The organism is Paracraurococcus lichenis (genome assembly GCF_030657435.1).
In the GTDB taxonomy this organism is placed as follows: domain Bacteria; phylum Pseudomonadota; class Alphaproteobacteria; order Acetobacterales; family Acetobacteraceae; genus Paracraurococcus; species Paracraurococcus lichenis.
The window spans coordinates 33428-51946 of sequence record NZ_JAUTWS010000043.1 but is presented as its reverse complement, the minus strand read 5'-3'; the positions used below and the strand labels follow the sequence as shown (position 1 = coordinate 51946).

Below are 18519 nucleotides of genomic sequence, written 5' to 3'. Positions count from 1 at the left end.
GGCGCCGCATGTTGGTCGTCCGCCGTCGGCCTCCGGGCTTGGCGGCCGGGATGAGCGGTTCGAGAAGGCGATACTGCTCGTCGCTCAGGGCCTGACCGGACCCGTAGTCCCCAACCAGCGCGCGGGTATCAGGCGTCCACATGGCGGCTTCTCTCCGGGAAAACCGCCCAGAACGCTTCTCCTACGCCGCCTTTTCAGCCCCAGCAGCGCCTTTCAAAACAGCCTTTCAGCGGCCCACCGACACCAGAATATGAAAAGTTCAAGCCATGGGCCCGTATGCTCAAGATGAGCTTTGCCAACGCGCCATGCCAGTTCCAGGGCGGCGCGTCGAAATAGGACGACGAGGATGAGGTGAACGACGGGAGCTGATGGCCCGGGCAACCCTTGAAGATAACGGCAGCCGCGGCCAAATCAGGGGTCGAGAGCTCGCCTGAAACCATAACCGAGGAGTCCGGGGTTCGCCTTGGACCACACCAGCCGAGTGTACCGAAACCAGGCTCTCCGCCGCTCAGCGGCGAGGTGGAGGTACCAGCGACATGACGCTTCTCATGTCGTATGGCTCTTTCAGCCTTTCGATATACGTATCGAAAGTGCTGATGGTTGCCGTGCTTGCCTGCATTAGTCGTAGGTGAAGCGGGGCGGCGGAAGCGAACCTTCCGCCGCCCTTGCTACGACGGCGAGGCGCTCAGCCCGAGATCCACACCATGCAGAGCGTCGTCACCGCCCGCCATGCTGCGGCCGCGGGCGGCATGGCACACGGCGCTGCGGCGGCCAGGGACATGGCGGCGATGACCAGGGGCGATGACCAGGTAGGTCACGGGATGCGAGAGCGCGCTCATGCCGACCTCTCCTTGCCCGCCGCGGCGGCCTGCTCGGCCTCTCGGCGATGCTGGATTGCGTGGCAGATAGCGCGCCGGGAGTAGCCCAGGCGTGCCGCAATCGCGGCAGTCTCAACGCCCTACTTGTACACGCGCCAAGCTTTGTCGGCGTTGACGTCGCCGCAGGTTCGTCGATGGGCATCCGAGGAGGTTCCCGGGCCACACTGGGTCCGGGACGCGCTCGCCTCCCTCCTCCAGCAACAGGCGGGCGAGACGATGTCTGCGGCCCATTCGTTGTTGGCACCTGTGAAGGGTATGTCTCAGCCTTGGTGATGTGGGTACGGGACCATGAGAAGTCGACTCCGGCCGAAAGCAACTGACCCGGCCTGCGCCCTCAGCTTCGATGCGCGGCGGCGAAAAATGTGCATCGAGCTCGATCAAGTGAGTGGGCGACGCGGCCGCGAGGTGAGCCATAATCAGGAGTGCTCCGGCGAAGCCTGTGGCGCGGTTCGTCTCACGAAGTTCGGACGCGACGGGCAAGGGGCGCTTCTCTTCTCGTCCAGCGGCCCGCCGAGGCGAACCGCAATGGCCAACGATTGCGGCTTCGTCTCAGTCACCCGAAGCTGCGAACACAAGCGAATTGCCTTCGTGACGCAAAAAAAGTAAGATCTCTACCCAATAATTTTGTCGAAGCCGACGCGCTTGATCGCGGCCTCGCGCAAATCCCGCCATGATTGATTCTTCTGTCATCCGCTCATTTTTCTCGAAAGTTACCGCACGACGTCTCTAGAGTTGCGCTCTGACGATGACTGATTTCCCTGACTGAGCATTTGGCACCCGATCGCGGCGGCCAGGATACACGGTACATAGGGAGGAACAGGCATGCCCGATCTCGCGCTGGCGGATCTCGTCCTGCCCTATGTCCTCAAGGGCGACAGCTATGGCCAATGGCACGCTGCGATCTCGGTCCTGTCCGTGCGCGAGCACGCGATGGCGGTGGACGAAACCGGCGTCGTCATCAGCGGCACCGCCAGGTTTGGCGGAGGCTCCAGGCCGTGGTTCGACTGGCGGTCCATGTCCTTCGGGATTGACGCCGAAAATACCGAAGGACACCCGGCGAAGGACGTCAGCCGCCGCGAGCCCTGGCTCGACATCCACGACACGGAGGTCGAGTTCGAGTTGCTCGCACCCCGGGCGGCGTCGCAGAAGGTCCAGCAGGCTGTGGCCGCCATCGGAGGCGCGGGCGATTTCGCCGCCGCCGCGGCAGTGCTCACCGCACTCGATGCCGGGCCGTCGCTGACGGCGGCTTCCGACTATCCGTCGACCACCTTCACGCTCGACATCCTGCTCAAGACCGCGATGCTCCGCCTGCCATTCCTGCGCCCGGCGCGGCTTGATCCGAGCGGCATCCTGGTCGAGGACACCGCCACCAAGAACGTGGAGATCACCCTCCCGGGCATCCGCCTGCGCTTGCAGCAGGGATCGAGCGCTGCCGACCCGCTGGTCGCCACCGTCCTGTCGCTCGGCGCGTCGAGCCTCGACGAGCAGGCCAGCCTCGGTGTCGCCGACCTGCTCACCATGCGGCCGCCCTACGCCTTCATCGGCCCCAGCCGGGTCATAGGCATCGGCTTCCGCAGCGCCGTCCTCGACCTCTCCGACGGCGTCACGCCGCCGAGCGTCCTGGCGCAGTTCGGATACGACGACTCCTGGACGGGCGTGTACCTGCCCGAGTTGCGGATCTACGTCGCGCCGGAAGGGGTTTCCGGCCTCGCGGTCGATGTCGGAGCCACTAACCTGCTGATCGGAACCGGCGCGTCGGCGGGCGTGACCGGCGATTTCGAACTCGCCGTCATCGACCAGGGCGGCGGCGATCTCCGGGTCAGCGCCCGCTTCTACGACGCGGTCGGCCAGTGCTTCAGCATCGTCAAATCCAGCAATGCGGCAGCCACGGTCACCATTCCCGACCACACCCGCATGGTGGTCGACATCGACGGCGGACTGACCCCCTACACCGCCAGCGCCCGCATCGGCGGCGGCCCTGACAGCCCCGGCCGCCTGTTCGGCGACGTCAGCTTTGGCGGCGCCACCACGCTCACCATCGTCGTGACGGCCAGGGGTTCCGAGCCGGGCGCGAAGACGGCCACGTTGACCGTCGACGCCACGCTCAAGCAGGCGACGGCCCTGCCACCGCCGGGGAGCGCTTCGCCCCAGTCGGCGCCCGCCGCCACCGTACGCACGGACCAAGTCAAGCGCGGCACGGTGCCGCAGCAGTCGCCGACGCTCCGCATCGTCTCACAGGACGCCCTGCGGGCGACGCTCACCCTGGACGGCGCGGATCCCGCCGGGCTCGCGGGCGCGCAGTGGACGGCCGGAGGCGCCGCGGCAGGAGCGGGCCCGACGGCCACCGTGGCCTGCGCGCCCGGCGAGACGGTGACGGTGCGGGCGGTCCTGCCCGGATCGGCCGCCCTGGCAGGCGGAAGCTCCACCGGCTTCTATCGCTTCAACCATCCGAACCGGCGCGACGACCCGGACGCTGCCGCCTATGCCCTAGCCCCGGGCAATGTGAAGGCCAGCCCGGCGCCGGATGAGGGGCTGAGTTCTGCCTGGATCGCCTCGGATGAGTCTGCTGAGCTCGCGGCCCTGCTCCAGGGCGTGCCCGGCGGCACGGCGATCACCATCAAGGGCTTCGCCAGCTTCGAGCCCGACGACGATCCCGCGCCGCACAGCACCGACTGGGAGCGCAACAACAGCCTCGCGCAGAACCGTGCCGTGGGCCTTGAGGCCCTTATCAGCGCCGCCGCCGCGCACCTCGGCAAGACGTTCGCCTTCCCCGCGACCGCCGCGGACATGACGAACTGGGGTCCGGCGCAGAGCGGCGATGTCAAGCAGCGTGCGAACTGGTGGAAAGCGGTGGCGACCTGGACCGCCGCGACGCCGGTGCCGGAGACCACCGTGGACGGGACGGTCGCGCGGCCCGCCGCCGTGCCGCCGGTGCCCGCGCCCATCCCCGACAATCCGGCCGATGCCGCACCTCCCGCGCCACCCTCCTGGTTCACGAGCGCCGACCTCAAGCTCCGCATCGTGCGAGACCGCCTGGTCGCGCTGGAGATCGCCGGGAAGTTTGACATCCAGACCCCGACCGAGGCGCAGCTCGCCGCGGGCGGGGTTCCTGCCGACCAGATGCCCCGATGGGCCGACGTGCCGAACCGCAACCCGGCGGACGGCATCGTTTCCGCGCGGCTCGTGGTGCAACGGGACGACGCCACGGGCGACGTCCGGCAGACCCTGAGCTTCGGCGCCGACCCGGCCGACATCGACGGCCTGAAATCGATGGGCTGGTTGCCCCCGGCGCCGTCCGACCCGCCGCCGGAGCCGCCGCCCGGTCTCAGCTTCCTCGGCCTCGGTGTCGCGCTCTGGCCCTTGATCTCGACCGCGGCGGATGCAGCCGACAAGGGGGGCGGCGGCGTGGTCACGCTCGCGCTCGACGGCGCCGCCATCGTCGCAGCCACGACCTTCATGGGCCTGAAGTGGCTGCGGGCGGAACGCTTTATCTGGTATGGCGGCGAGATCGATGTCCAGGCACGCCAGGACGGTGTCGAGGCGCTGCTGCTGGTCGACGTGGAAACCGCGATCTCCGCCGAGATCCCCAGCGACACGCCGCTCGTCTCCATCGACCGCAAGACCCCTCTGACGGCGCGGTACAAGGCGATCGGCTTCATCCTCGGCAACAAGCCGGGCGAGAGCAAGTTCCCGTTCCGGCCCTACTTCGACTCCTCCAAGGGTTACACCCTGGATGTCTCGGGGCCGGGCGCCATCAAGGTCCGCGAGCCCTTCGACAAGATCCTGAAGATCCTCGGCGCGAGGATTTCCAGGAGCAACCCGACTTTTGTCGAAATCGACCTCGGCTTCGGCGCCGACCTGGGGGTGGTCAGCATCGACCGGATGCGCGTCCGCCTCAATATCAGCCCGGGCGGACCGCCGGAGCTCTCCGCCTTCGGCGCGAGCGTGAACATCCCGGGCGTGGTGCAGGGCCGCGGCTACCTCGAGATCGGCCACGAGCCGCGCGGCACCGACGAGATCGCCGTCATCAAGGGCCGGATCGACATCACCATCACGCCCATAAAGCTGCGGCTCGCCGCGTCGCTCGCCATCGCCCAGATCCCGCCGGGCCAGGGCGGCCCGGCGACGGGGGTGATGGCCGCGATCGAGGTCGATTTCCCGGTCGCCATCCCGCTCGCCAACTCCGGCCTCGGCATCTATGGCCTGCTCGGCCTCTTCGCCATGCATTTCGAGCGGGATCCGTCCCTCGTGCCCGCAGGCGCGGCGGCGTCCGCGCTGGCCTGGCTCAAGGCAACCGGCGGCGAGGTGACGGATTCGCGCTTCTGGTCCCCGAAGATCAACAAGTGGGCCTTCGGCGTGGGCGCGGTGCTGGGAACGCTCGGCACCGACTTCATCCTCAACATGAAGGGGATGCTGCTGCTCGAGTTGCCCGGCCCGCGGCTGCTCCTGATGATGAAGGCCAACGTCATATCGGCCAAGCCGGACCTGCACGACGGCACGAGCGAAGGGACGTTCCTCGCGGTCATCGACCTCGACTTCGGTCGCGGCACGCTGACCATCGGCCTGGCCATCGACTACAAGGTGAAGCCGCTTCTCGAGATCCAGATTCCGGTCGAGGCGTTCTTCAACTTCCACGACGCCACCGACTGGCACCTCTTCGTCGGCACCTTCGACGGCTACGTCGACCCGGACACCGGAACACAGATCGGACCGGTCCACGCCACGGTGCTCGAGGTGTTCGACGCCAGCGGCTACTTGATGCTCTCGGGAAGGGGCATCCCCGCCCATGCCGAGCTGCCCGCGGTGACCGGCCTGTCCGCAGCGACCGGTCTGCACGTCTCGTTCCATTGGGGCGGCGACGCCCTCTATGTCGAGGTCGGCGGCGGGTTCGACGCCGTCGTCGGACTGTCGCCGTTCCGGCTGGGCGGCGTCCTCGGCATCCGCGGCTCGCTGCACCTCTTCATCATCGACATCGGCGCCTGGGCCGATCTCCACGTGCTCGCCGGGGAGGGCGATCGAGGCGAAGACCTGTCGCAGATCCGCGGCGATGTCTGCGGCGAGGTGGATTTCTTCTTCTTCAGCGTCTCGGGCTGCGTCGGCTTCAACCTCAGCGACGCCACCGTCCCGCCGCCGTCGCCGCCTGCGCTGGTGAAATCCTTGAAGATCGTCAGCCGCTCGCCTGCCCTGGTCGCAGGCAGCGGCACGGACCGGCCGATTGACGCCGTCATCGGCACCGGGCCCGAAGGCGACACCGCGCCTGGTGACCTCCCAGTCGTGCCAATCGACGCCATCCCGGTCTTGATGATGTCGGCGCCCCCGCTCACACCGCAGTCACCGTCACCGCCGCTCAAGTTCGGCAGCGAGGAGGTGGGTGGCACCCCGCAGGGTCCAGAAGGCGGGTGGGTCAAACGCGGCGAGGTGGAGTTCCAGTACACGCTCACCGCGGTGGAGCTCATCGGGACGCCCCCGACGGCAGGAAAGACCCCGGCAACCTGGTGGAATACCAAGGCGGGGGATGAGGCACTCGAGGCACAGCTCGCGCTGCTCTCCTGGCAGCCTGAGCCAGCGCCGCGGGCGCTCGGCTCCAGCCGGTTCCTGGACGAGATCACCAAGCGCAAGTGGGGCACGGTCTGCCAACCGGCCGCGCCCCCGGCGCCCTTGCTCTGGTTGTTCTGGGGGCAGCCACTCGGCCCGTCGCCGACCGGCTGCCGCCTGACAGGCCTACCGCTGCCCGATCCGGCAGGCAGTACCCGCTCTGCGCCGCCCGACGCCCTTCTCGTCGTCACCGAGCGCTGGCGTTGCGGCGACATGGCTACCGATGCCCTGCGCGGGATCGTCCCGGCCGAGGTGGAGGGAGCGATGGTGCCATGCCCCGGGGCGCCATCTCCCGACTCCGGCCCCACCCCGGATTTCCCACCGCGCCCGCCGGTGTCCGTCGCCCGGGAGGCGCTGCCGGTGTCCCCTTCTGCGGCGATCCGCGGGGGCGGTGCGCAGGCCCTGCCCAGCGGGCCCCGGCCGTCCTTGCTGGAGGTTGTCAGGAGGCTCGGCACAGGCGAACCGCTCACCGGGGCGGCGCACACCGGGGTGCTCAGCGGCATCGGTGAACCGCCCGCCACGCTCGCCGCGGCCCGCGCCTGCCCGGCCTGGATGCTCGCCTCGCCCGCCATGGATACCGGCGTGCTGATCGCCTTCGGCGAGAAGACCCGCGGCGACGCAGTGGCGGAGGCATGGAAACGACTGGGCTTCCGGCCCGGCCCTATCGACAACGCCGTCGTCTTCCGCACGGGCCCGATCGAGTATGCCCGCCTGTATCTGCTGGTTCCGCTCCGCTTGCTTCCCATCGGCGCCGTGGTGATCGCGGTGATGCAGGGCGATACCGTTCTCTCGCAGCGCGTCGTCACCTCGGCCGACGAAGTTCGGCCGGGCTCCCTGCCGCCGTCCTGGACCGCCGCCGCCAGCCCCTGGTCGCCCTTCGTGCAGGAACTCCAGGAGATCGACAAGCAGACCGAGCAGTACGGGGCCGTACTCGTCGAGATCAGGGGCGCTCCCGGAGGCGACTCCATTCAAGTTGGCAGCCAACCCGAGCTACGCGCGCGGGTCGACGGGTTCCGGCTCCGGCCCTTCTACGTCGGCGCTGTCGAGGCACTGCGGTCCGCCGAAGTCGCCCGCTCGGACTACGACACCACGGAGAAGACGAAGCTCAGCGGCGTCGTCGACGCTGCCCTCAATCTCGATGCCGCCGACATCGCCCTCCTGCAACGCGGCGAAACCTATGGCGTGCGCGCGACCTGGACATCGGCAACGCGCTCCGGCGGCACCGAGACGCCGGGTCCTCAACGGCAGCAGACCTTCTGGTTCCGGACAGACGCGGACCCGCCCGCGAAATTGGATCCGTGGATCCTGCTCGCGCTGCCCGGCGGTGGCGAGACGCACTTCTTCGCCGCCGAGCAGGTCCGGGTGGTCTTCTCCAGCCGCGCCGTCGGACCGCTCTATGCCGCCTACGGCAAGAAATTGCAGGCGCGGCTGCGGCCCGCCTCTTTCGTCGAGGTTCCGAGCACGCCGGAGAAGCCGCACCCTGTGCCGATCAACGCGTCCACCCTGAAGAACGTGGCCGCCACCCTCCGCACGCCGTGGGAGGACACGCTACGCAGGCTCGCGGCCGACCCCCGTTCAGGCCTCGGCTGCATCCCTGTGACCGGTACGGGCTTGACGCACACCAGGCTGGAAATCGCCATCCCGCTCGATCTGTTCACCGATTACCTCATCGACATCGAGATGCTGGACGTCGGTCAACCCGACGGCGCGCCAGGACAACGGGTGTGGCGCAGCGGCTTCTCGACCGGCGGGTTCCAGACGCTCGCCGCCTTCGCGCTCGCCATGCAGGTCGGGGAGGTCAGGCACCGCGGCGTTCGCACCGAAGATGTGGGCAAGCTCCAGGCCATAGGCCCGCGCTTCGCGGGCGGCGCGCCCCAGGGTAATCAGTTCGACGAGGAGCTCTTGAAAGCCGGGCTCGACGCCCTCCCGGTGCCCACGCAAGGCGGCTTCACGGTGTTCTGGGACCCCGGCACGCCGCCGCAGCCCGCCGCAATCCTCGTGGATGCGCCGGAGCCGATGTGGCGCACCCGCAAGCTGCCGACCGAGGTCATCGACCCGAAAGACCCGGTTGCCAAGCACTGGGAGCTGCTGCCGCAGCCCTGGCTGGGACTGGAGGATGCCTCAGCCTTCGGCCAGGTCGAGCACATCGTCGCCGCGCCCGGCGGTCAGCGCGCCCTGGTGACGCTGCGGCCCGGCGCGCGCGGCAGGCTGCTCAACCTCGTGCTGCGGCGCCTGGCCCGGACAGAGCCCTATCTCGCAGATCCGGCGGCGGATGAGGTCGTCCCGGTGTTCAGCAAGACCCTGGCGGCCGCTCCTTGGGAGGAGGTCTGAATGGCCTTCGTCGTCGACCCGACCCGCTTCGATGCGCGCGGCGCCTTTGTCCTCTGGAACGGCGAGGCGCGCCGCCTCGGCATCCCCGGCTTCGCCGATCACCGGCCGAGCGTGCAGCTCCGCTGGATGCTCAACGCAGAGCTCGGGTTTCCCACGGAGCCCTTCCGGGTGTGGAGCCGCCCGCACACCACCGACGCCTTCGTCCAGGCGCTCACGCTGGTTCCCTTCGTCAACTGGCTCGGGGCGGCAAACCTCTACACATGGACCGAGGGCAGCGTCTCCTCGGTGTTCGTCACCATCTCGGCTCCGGCCCTCGGGACCGTGGTCGCGTTCTCGGGGGCACCCAGGCCGGAACGGTTCTGCGCCTCCGCTTTCTTCCCGGCGGGCGGTGGCACTTTCGAGCTCAGGGCACAGACGATTGACGGCGTGCTGCTCCCGCCCGGCGCCACCGTCACCGCCGCGAGGGGTGTGCTGCCCGGGCGATACGCGAACACCGACGGCTGGCGGCTGGTCGAGGTCGTGGGCCTGCCGGTCGGCGCCGCCTGGTCGGGCATCGGCCAGCACACGCGCCAGCAAGGCCTGGTCACCGCCCCGACGGATCCGGTCTCCGCCGCCATCCAGCGCCTCACCCGCGGTGCGCCGCCCTTCGGCTGGGGGCCGGAGATCGCGCCAGGTGTGGCGGCGCCCGCGTGGCGGCCGCCCGATCCCCGCGCGCTCATCGTCGACGTCAACGGCTCGCTGCTCGACCTGCTCGCGCCCATCGTGGGCGGCAACCCGCCCGACGCGCAGGCGAAGCAGACCGTCGCCACCCCCTTGCCACCGCCGGTGACCTCGTCTGGCCAGCAGATGTCGGGCGCGGGCACCAAGGCCGACGTCTCGCCGCTCACGGTGGCCTACCTCGGCGCGGCGACCGATCCCTTCCTGTGCCTGGCGCTCGGCTTCGGGACGGCCTACGACGAAGGATCTCAGTTCGACTTCATGGTGACCGCGCGCTGGGAGGCGGGGCTGGACGGCCGGTCGGCCCCCTTCGACCTCGCCGCCATCGTGCCCGGGCCGGTCACGCCGGGGCCACCCGTCCAGCCCGCAAACCTGGTCGCCGAACTCCAGGGCCTTCTCCGGCCGATTGCCGTCGACGGGCCGTGGCGGGCGACAACACGTCTCGCCTGGGACCGGGTCCCCTCGACCCCGCTCGCGGGCGCCGTCAGCGCCGCGGCCGCCCGCGCAGGCATCGCGCCCGCGGCCCCAGCAATCCCGCTGCTCGCCCCGCGGCGGAGCGGGGGCCTGTCCCCGATTGCCATCAATGCCTCGACCTCCGGCCACCCGCCCGACCCCGACCCGAAGCACGTGAACATCATCGACCGCGAGATGCCGATCCCGCAGGACCCGGGAACGGCGCAGGTCGCATACGGGGTGGCGGTGCAGGACATCTGGGGCATCTGGTCGACCTGGGCATCGGTGGGGCCAACCATCGCCGAGCCGCCCCCCGAGCCCCTTCGCATCGTGAAGCTCAGCCTCATCGCCGAGGCTCCCGGCGCGGGCAGCGTCTGTCCAGCGACGCTCGAAGTGGAGTTCCTGCTCGACTGGCGGATCCGCACACCGGGCCGGGTCAGCTTCGTGGGCAACCTCTACGCCGCAGCCGAGGGAGGGGCGGCGCCGCCTTCCAACACACCACCGGCTGGCCTCGACCGGGGGACCGCCAGCGGCGGCCCGCCGCTCGACATCGACTTCGCGGGCGATGTGCCGAGCGCGCCCGGGGTCACCATCCAGCCCCTCACCGAGGGCGGGGAGGAGTTCGCCGCCGGGTTCGGTGCCGCCCAGGGGCAGGTGTCCCGGCGCTACCGGATGACCCTGACCGGACTGGGGCTCGACTTCGCCGGAACGCCCTTTGTCGGGATCGCACTTTGGGGCCTCGTGCAGGCGCGGATCCCGCCGCAGCGCGCGTCCGCCTTTGGCGCCCGGCCCGCCGTCGCCTCCGCCTCGGACCCGCGGCCGCCCGTCATCGTGGTCCGGCACGTCAAGCTGGCGAGCCTGCCCGACGCGGGCGGCTCCTGCCACGCGGTGCTCGCCTGGGATCCGCCCGCGCCCCCGGCCCTTGGCTACCACATCTACGAGGCCGCTGAGACGCCGCTGCTGGACGCCCTCGGGAAGCCGCAGCCCGAGCCGGGCGCGACGCTTGATGCCCGGCTGAAGGCGCTGACCGATGCCTTCAACGCCAACCCGCTGCGGCACCCCTTCACGCGGCTGAACGCCACGCCGTTCACCGGCACCTCGCTCGACGTGACGCTGCCCCGCGGCTCCATGGGCATCCACTGCTACGTCGTGCTCGGGATCAGCCCCTCCCTGGTCGAGGCACCCTGGCCCGCCGCGGGGAGCGCGGAGAGCACGCTGATGGCGGTGGGCATACCGCGGATCGCCCGACCGGCGCCGCCGATCATCGAGGTCGATCGGATCCTCGACACGACGACGGATCCACCCTCCTTCAAGGCGGTCATTACCGTCAGCACCCGGCCTGGGCACCGGGCGAAGCGGGTGGACCTGCACCGCGTGCGGGTGGACGACGCCGCGCGGGAGCTCGACACCATGGGCCCGCCCATCGCGTCCCTCCTCGACAGCGCGGGCGGCTGGGACGTGCAGAAGGTCGAGGATGCCGCCTTCGGCGCCTTCATCGGCAAGGTCACCGGCGAGGACGCGCCAGGCGGCTCCTGGCGGCGGGTCTGGTACCGCGCCGTCGCCTGGTCGGGGCGCGATGACACGCGCGGCCTGCTCCCCGGTCGGTCACCGCCGAGCGACGCTGCCTGGGTCGTGCTGCCACCGTCCGCCGCCCCGGCGATCAGCGCCCCGGTGCGCGGCGGCAGCGCGACCGACGTCACCCTGCAATGGAGCTCCGCCGCCCCGGTCGCGCGGACGCCACTCGGGTCGCATCTGCTCACGGTCCGCGCGGTCCCTCCCGGCGCACCCGCCCTCGTCTCCCTCGACAGCCCGCTCGACGCCCTCGACCATGCGCCACCCGCCACGGGGTCCGGGGTGTGGATTAGCGCTTCGGCGGCGGGCGCAACGACCTACCAAGCCATCCTGCGGCGGGCCTCGGCCGCCGACCCTGTCCAGGTCCTCGTCCGGATCACCGACCCGCTCGGGCGGGTGGGCGAGCAGATGCTGACCATCGGCGCGGGAGGGCCCTGAGATGTCCTTGAGCGTCACCACTCTCACGCCCGCGAACGTGCAGCAATCCTTGCAGAGCGAGGGACTCGGTGCACTCGGCCTCGCGGGCCTCGCACTCTCGACGCAGTGGACGGACACCACGCCGCCCGCTGCCAACTACGACGCTGCGGCGCTGACCCTCTCGCTACCGGGGCCGCGGGCCCCGTTCCGCGGCATCCTCGAGTACGGCTTCTCGCCCGCGACCGGCACCCTCGCGGCTGCCGTCGGCGCGACCGCCACCGAGTTCGACCTCGGCGCGGGGCAGGGGGGCGGCTTTCCCAGCCCGAGCGGGGGAGGAAGCGTACTGCTGACGGTCACCGGCGCCAGCGGCGTGGCGGCCGAGGTGGTCGAATGCACTGGGCGGACCGGCGACCGCCTGACCGTTGCCCGCGGCGTGGCCAACAGCACGCCGCAGGCCTTCGCCGCCGGGGACAGGGTGGCTCTACGGCTCGTCGGGGTGCCGCGGACCTCCGAGTTCATCGGTGTCGACGGCACGCCGCTCACCGGCACATGCGCCGTGCTGCGGCTCCACGAGGCGGCGGCGGTCCGCCTCCAGCGCCTGATGGCGGCCCGCTACACCGACGGGTCGGCAGCCCTGATGCTTCCCGTCTTCTCCTGCATGGTGTTCCGCGGCGCCCAGGGCTTCAAGGCGCCGCGCTGGTTCGAGCCGGGCGACCAGCTCAGCCTCGAGGTCGCCGGAGGCGAGACCGTCTCCTTCCACGACCGGCGCGGCCTCATCGTCGACCCGATCTTCGCTGCCGCCGTCCTGGCCGACCTCCAGGCCTGGCTGCCGGGTCTGACCGGCAAGAGCTCCACAGCGCCCATCGGCGGGCCCGGGGGCGCGCAGCCGATCGCGGGGCTCGCCCAGGGCACGCTGGTGCACGTCGTCGACCTCCATGGCGGCCCATACCGGCCCGCCCTCGCCGCTGCGACCCTCGTGACCACCCGGGCGGATGGCACGCAGTCGGCCACCATCCCTGCCAGCGGGCTGGTGACGCTCCCCGACGGCGAGGGCCTCGAGGTCAACGGCGCCGCGGCCGCGCCCGCCGATGCGGGGCGCCTGCGCTGGGGATGGGCGACCAACGGCGTTCTCTCGCGGACCCGGGCAGTGCCGCCCGCGCTGCCGACGACAGGCACCCCCGCGGGCACCCCGGCGCCATCACTGCCCAGGCAGTTTCTCCGGCTGGCGGTGGTCGACACGGTCTGGAGCCTGCTCGGCAACCGGACAGGCGCCGAGGTGCTCGGAATCCCGGCAGACGACCGGTCGACCCCTGATGATTTGCTGCCCGCCATCCACGACCAGGTGACGGTCACCTACCTGGCCGACGGCCCGGACACGCTGGCGACCGCGGCCGCGGTGCTGGCCCGCCCGTCGCAGGACATGGTGATCGTGGCCTCGCCGATCCTCGACGGCCAGTTCGCCACGCCTACGCAGGCCGGGGCGAACGCCCACTGGCCGGTCTTTCCGGACCCCAACACCGGCACTGGATTTCCGGGCGGACAGGCACTCCCCAGCCCGGCAGACGGCTTGCAGGCCGCGTGGATCGACGCCCAGGACGTGCTGGTCACTGTCGCCGCCGACAAGGTGCCGGACGGCGCGCATATCAGGATCTTCCCCCGCCAGTTCGTGACGGTCGAGGCGATCTCCGCGCAGCCCTCCTTCGTGCGCGGCGATGGCGGGGCGACAATCGCGGCGGCGACCAAGCCGACGTCGGTGCGGCTGCCCAACCCCTTCGCGCTCGCCCCGGGCCAGGCGCAGCCCTCGCCCGCCAACCTGGTCATGGACATCGTGGTTACGCCGCGGCAGGGCAACCGGCGGGTCTGGGCGAACACCCGCGCGCCGGTCGCGGCGGGCCCGGCGCCCGCGCCTGCCGACCCCTTCGCGGGGGTCAACGGCGTCGCCGCCATGCCGCCGACCTTTCTCTCCGTCGCGCCCTCGCCGCTCTTCGGAGTCCCGGCGACCATCCCGCCGCCCGGGACGGCACCGGGCGACGTCATCTCCTTCCTGCGCTCGCTCGCCTCCGAGGAGTCGCCTCGCCAGGGGCCACGCCTGCCTACCATGGCCCGCTTCGAGACGGTGGTGACGACCGGCACGACGGGCGGCGCAGGTCCTGCCCTGGCCTGGGAGGCGGTGCTAACCGGCGGCCGCTGGGCGCGCGAGACGCGCTCGGCGCTGCATGCGAGCGGGAACCCGGGCAATCCTGCCGGTCCGGACCTCCACGCGCCCGGCATTCACGTGACCGGCGCCCTGGCCTATGATCTCGCGCTGCACGCCATGCGGCGCGCCCAGCCGATCATCCCTCTGCCGGGCACCCCGGGGCCGAGCCCGGGATGGGTGGTCGCAACGAACGGCGACAACTTCACGCCGCCGCAGGACAACACGGCGACGAACACCGGCATCGGCGTGCTGCTCGAGACGGTCGCGTCCGGCTGCGAGACGCCCGAACTCAGCGGCGTCACCCCGCCCGCGCCGGGCTCCACGGTCCAATCAGCAGTAAACGCCCTGGCCAGTGCGCTCGGGGTGCCCGCGCCGACGGTCACCACCGCCAATCCGGACCGCCTGATTCGCCTGATCCGGCGCGAGTGCGTCGTCTCGGCCGCCGGGCTGCGGGACGCGCTCTGGTCACTGCGGCGCGCGTTGCGGGAAGCCCGGGAACTCATCTACATCGAATCCCCGCAGTTCGCCCGCACGGCGCGCCCCAGTGGAGCCGCCGCCGTCGAGGTCGACCTGGTTGGCGAAATCGCGGCGTCGCTCGCCGCGCACCCGAACCTCCGCGTGATCGTCTGCACTCCGCGCCAGCCCGATTTCGCCCCGCCGTTCCGCGGCTGGTCGCGCCAGCATTTCAGGGCGCGCACGGAGGCGGTCGGCAATCTCCTCGCGGTGGCCCCGGACCGGGTCGTCGCCTTCCACCCCGTCGGCTTCCCCGGCCGAAGTGCGGCCATCCGCACGACCAGCGTGGTGGTCGACGATGTCTGGTCCCTGGTCGGCGCCACCCATTTCAGGCGCCGCGGCATGACCTTCGACGGCTCGGCGGCGATCGCCTCCTTCGACCGGCAGATGGACGGCGGGTACTCCCGCAATGTCCGCAGCTACCGGCGAGTCATCATGGCTGCCAAGCTGGGCGTGGCGGATCCCGCCACGCTGGCGCCGAGCGCGGCCTGGGTGCGGCTCGGCTCGCCGCGGGGCGCCTTCGACCTCGTGGCGTCCTGGCTCGGCCAGGGTGGCCTGGGAGCCATCCAGCCGCTCAATGCGGGCCCCGCGGACACCGCGGTGCTCCCGGCGAGCGACGACATGGCGGACCCGGATGGCACGACGACGGGCAACTACCTCGGCCTGTTCGCCAGCCTCATCGCCGAGGCGGGAAGTTGAGGGCGTCGGCCGCCCCGTCACGCGGCGCGCGGCACTGTCCTGGCCGTCGCCGAGTGTTCGGGCAGCGAAGCCCCACATACCTCAGCACCCGATGCCCGGCTCCGCGCGGGCATCTCCTGCCTTCCGAGTGAACCGTGGGAGAACGACCCATGCCGCAGGAGACGCGCGAGCCGGTCACCGGCCACACGGCGCGCCGCAGCAAGGCGGCTGCCCAGGTGCGGTCGGTGTGGGCAACGCTGAAGGCCGCCTCGAACGCCGTGAGCGCCCCTTGCGAGCGGTTGGTGACCTCGGCATTTCACCTCACAACCAGGCTTCTGGGCGCGATCCTCACCGTCGCGATCCTGCTCATCTTCCTGAAGACCCTGTTCAGCGCGAACACGGTGGACCTTCGCACCATCGAGGTTCCCGACGCGCTCTCGGACATGGGGCTCACCAGCAAGGTGGTCACCTGGAAGCTGCGCGACGCCTTGAACGCCAACCGCGGGCGGGGAATAAGCCAGATTCTGCCGATGAACCTGCTGGTCATGCAGAACCTCCCGGATGTCAGCATCCCGGAGACCGCGCTGTCCATCGATCGTGCCGTTGGGATCGTCCGCAACCTGCTCCCAGCGGCCTGGCAGCACGACGAGATCTACGGCGCATTCACGCTTGTCGGGAAGCGCCTCTCGCTCGAGTTGCGGCTCAACGAGAAGGTCGTCTACGCAAGCTCAATCCCATTCTCGCCGACCAACAGCGATGTGAGGGACATCCAGCACCAGATAGCCACGGCTGCCTTTGCTCTCACCGTGAAAAGATACAGCGTTGCTATCCAGGACAAGCCGACCTCTGCACCGCTGCGCATCGCCTTCGGTTACCTCTGGGTCGATCATCGTCGTTGGGACAACGCCATCGACAGCTTCAAAGAGGCGCTCGCACTCGATCCGAGTAAGCCGGATGCACATTCGGCCCTTGGCCACATTGAGAGGTATCAGCACAACCCTGATTGGGATGAGACGCAACACTTGGATGAGGCACAACGCTATTTCCAGGCTGCGCTCGATCGGGATCCCAAATTCGCGGACGCCCATACAGGCATGGGGTACACCCATATCGGAAAGGCGGACGTCTACGCGAAAAAGGGAGACACCGAACTCGCAAAGGAAGAATGGGAGAAGGCCCGTCAAGCATTCGAGCAGTCCGGCCTCGCGAGTGGCGGCAGCGCGGATTCACGCGTTGGCCTCGCCCACGTCTACTGGGGGCAGGGGAACCTCAACAGGGCAGTCGAAGAACTCCAAAAGGCCATAAGGCTGTCTCCAAATGCGGCGGATGCACACATCCTGCTCGGGTCGGCAAGACGTACTCAGCGCCGCTTCGAGGACGCAATCGCGTCGTACGCGGCTGCGGCGCTGCTGAACCCGCTGTCGGACGAGCCCCACCTCGGATTGGGAGGCTCCAAGCTTGCGCTGAATAAGTGGGACGACGCCGTGGCGGAGTTCGGCGAAGCGATCCGCCTGTCTCGCCCCGCTCTTACCGTTGCTTGCGAGGAGATCGCCAAGCGGGCGATCGAGGCGCCCGGCGACACCGATTATCCCGAGCTTCGGCGGCGCCTCGAAGCGCTGGCAGGTGGAACAGAACGGTGTCCTTCGCCTCCGGCTGGTCCATAGAGGCTCCAGGGCGTCGGCGGCTCGGCACCGGCCTTCGCTGGCGCCGCCCCACACATCACACTGGTCCGCTCCCTTGCCGCCCGGGCCCGCATCCTCGCTCGGTGTGCGGGAGTTGCGGCCACGGCCGAGCCAATGACCTTCCGGGCGGGCGCGCTCGGGCTGACGGAGTTCTTCAACGACGATATCGTGCTCGCAGACGGAGGGGGATCGGGCAAGTGGGCACGCCAGCAACGGCAATGCTCCGCAACATCGTCTGTGACCGTCGGCAGATTTCGGCGGGTGCGCTGCCATGACAAGCAGAAGTCCGATTCGCCAGAATTGATGTTCGACCAGAGCACCATACCGCCAATTGCCATTTGACGCTTGAGGTAACAAAGCACTTCCGCGGCTGGAACTTCGCCCGAGAGCGGACAGGCCGATCGAGGCGGCTTCCTCGGCGATAGGCTAGGGAAGGGTTGCGGTCCTGGCCGCGGCGAAGGTGCCGAGACGGAGACCGTAAGTGGGGTTGTTCACGAGGTCATCGCCATACAGAGTGAGGTCGGTGAAATTCCCTGTCGACGTCATCTGACGGCGGTCGCAGCCGTCCTTCCACCAGGACCAGGCAAGCCAGCCGATGTCCCTTGGTCCGAGTGCGGTCAGCAGGTCCTGATAGCTGTAGCCGGACGGCGCCGGATGACGCTCGCTTGTGCCGTCGAGGTCGTAGAAGCAGAAATCCGTGCGCCTAGTCGGTAGGCCCGCTGCATCCGTCGCGTCGACCTCCTCGTCCTGCTTGTTCGCGACTTCTCCGAAAACGAGGGGAAGCGTTGCGGCAAGGGGATCGCCGAGAAGGCGCGCCATCCCGCCATAGGCCGCCCAGTAGGCGTGGACGCTGAGAAGGACATTCCTCTGAGGATCGTGGGCAATCAGGTCCTGGCCGATGCCGACGCCCGGGTTCGTGAAAGCTTCGAGGCTTGAGCCGCAGTCCGGAGCATCGATCATGACCGGCATGTTGAGGCCGTGACTGCGGATGGCGCTGATCGCCGTCTTGTACTCCGCCTGAAAGCTAGCCAGGGCCGCGGCGGGCGAAGGAGACCACCTGTACTGTCCCACCTCGTTGGCCAATTTGATGATCAGGTACTTGCGGTGCTTGTTGAGCACGGTGACGACGTTGCAGTCGGTCCACCAAGGGATGAGGCCGCTGTTCACAACCTTCGGGTCCCCTGCGCAGGTGAAGTCGGCCAGCATGAGGATCGGGATGAGCCGATTGAGCCTGCACTCGTCGAGCAGGGTGTCGAGGTCGGAGAGCGTGTAGGCGGGGCGATCGCCGCCCTTGTAGTTGACGTACCACTGCAACCGAACGGCGTTCGCGCCGGTCTTTTCCACCTCGCTGATCCGGCTGTCCGGGGGGAAGCCCCAGTTGTCGAGCACCGGGAGGTTGACCCCCCGAAGCACGACCCGGTTGTCCGCCGTATCGAGGAGGTAACGCCCGTCTACGTGGAAGGTGTCCATGTCGCGCACTCCGCTC

7 protein-coding genes and 1 pseudogene are annotated in these 18519 nt (G+C 69.7%); 5 read left to right on the top strand and 3 right to left on the bottom strand.

The annotated features are described in order from the left end of the window. Together Q7A36_RS28215 and Q7A36_RS28210 are read right to left on the bottom strand one after the other, a co-directional pair. A pseudogene (locus tag Q7A36_RS28215) lies at positions 1–142 on the bottom strand (IS5/IS1182 family transposase); the annotation flags it as partial. Between the two features lie 526 nt (positions 143–668). Continuing rightward, entirely contained in the window at positions 669–839 is a 171-nt protein-coding gene (locus Q7A36_RS28210) for a hypothetical protein (RefSeq protein ID WP_305107115.1), read from the bottom strand. 861 nt (positions 840–1700) lie between these two features. Between Q7A36_RS28210 and Q7A36_RS28205 the strand changes: the two genes are divergently transcribed. From Q7A36_RS28205 to Q7A36_RS28185, 5 genes are all read left to right on the top strand, one after another. Then, complete coding sequence (locus Q7A36_RS28205; protein ID WP_305107114.1) at positions 1701–8804, top strand: hypothetical protein; 7104 nt, start codon at positions 1701–1703, stop codon at positions 8802–8804. After that, entirely contained in the window at positions 8805–11984 is a 3180-nt protein-coding gene (locus Q7A36_RS28200) for a hypothetical protein (protein ID WP_305107113.1), read from the top strand. A gap of 1 nt (position 11985) precedes the next feature. Then, positions 11986–15372, top strand: a complete 3387-nt coding sequence (locus Q7A36_RS28195; protein WP_305107112.1) for a phospholipase D-like domain-containing protein — start codon at positions 11986–11988, stop codon at positions 15370–15372. A 149-nt stretch (positions 15373–15521) separates the two neighbouring features. Next, positions 15522–17015, top strand: a complete 1494-nt coding sequence (locus Q7A36_RS28190; protein ID WP_305107111.1) for a tetratricopeptide repeat protein — start codon at positions 15522–15524, stop codon at positions 17013–17015. 132 nt (positions 17016–17147) lie between these two features. Continuing rightward, entirely contained in the window at positions 17148–17375 is a 228-nt protein-coding gene (locus tag Q7A36_RS28185) for a hypothetical protein (protein WP_305107110.1), read from the top strand. Positions 17376–17459: 84 nt separating this feature from the next. On the opposite strand, the gene Q7A36_RS28180 is transcribed toward Q7A36_RS28185, so the two are convergent. Then, positions 17460–18503 (bottom strand): cellulase family glycosylhydrolase, encoded by a 1044-nt coding sequence (locus Q7A36_RS28180; protein ID WP_305107109.1) that lies wholly within the window; start codon positions 18501–18503, stop codon positions 17460–17462. Between the last annotated feature and the right edge of the window lie 16 nt (positions 18504–18519).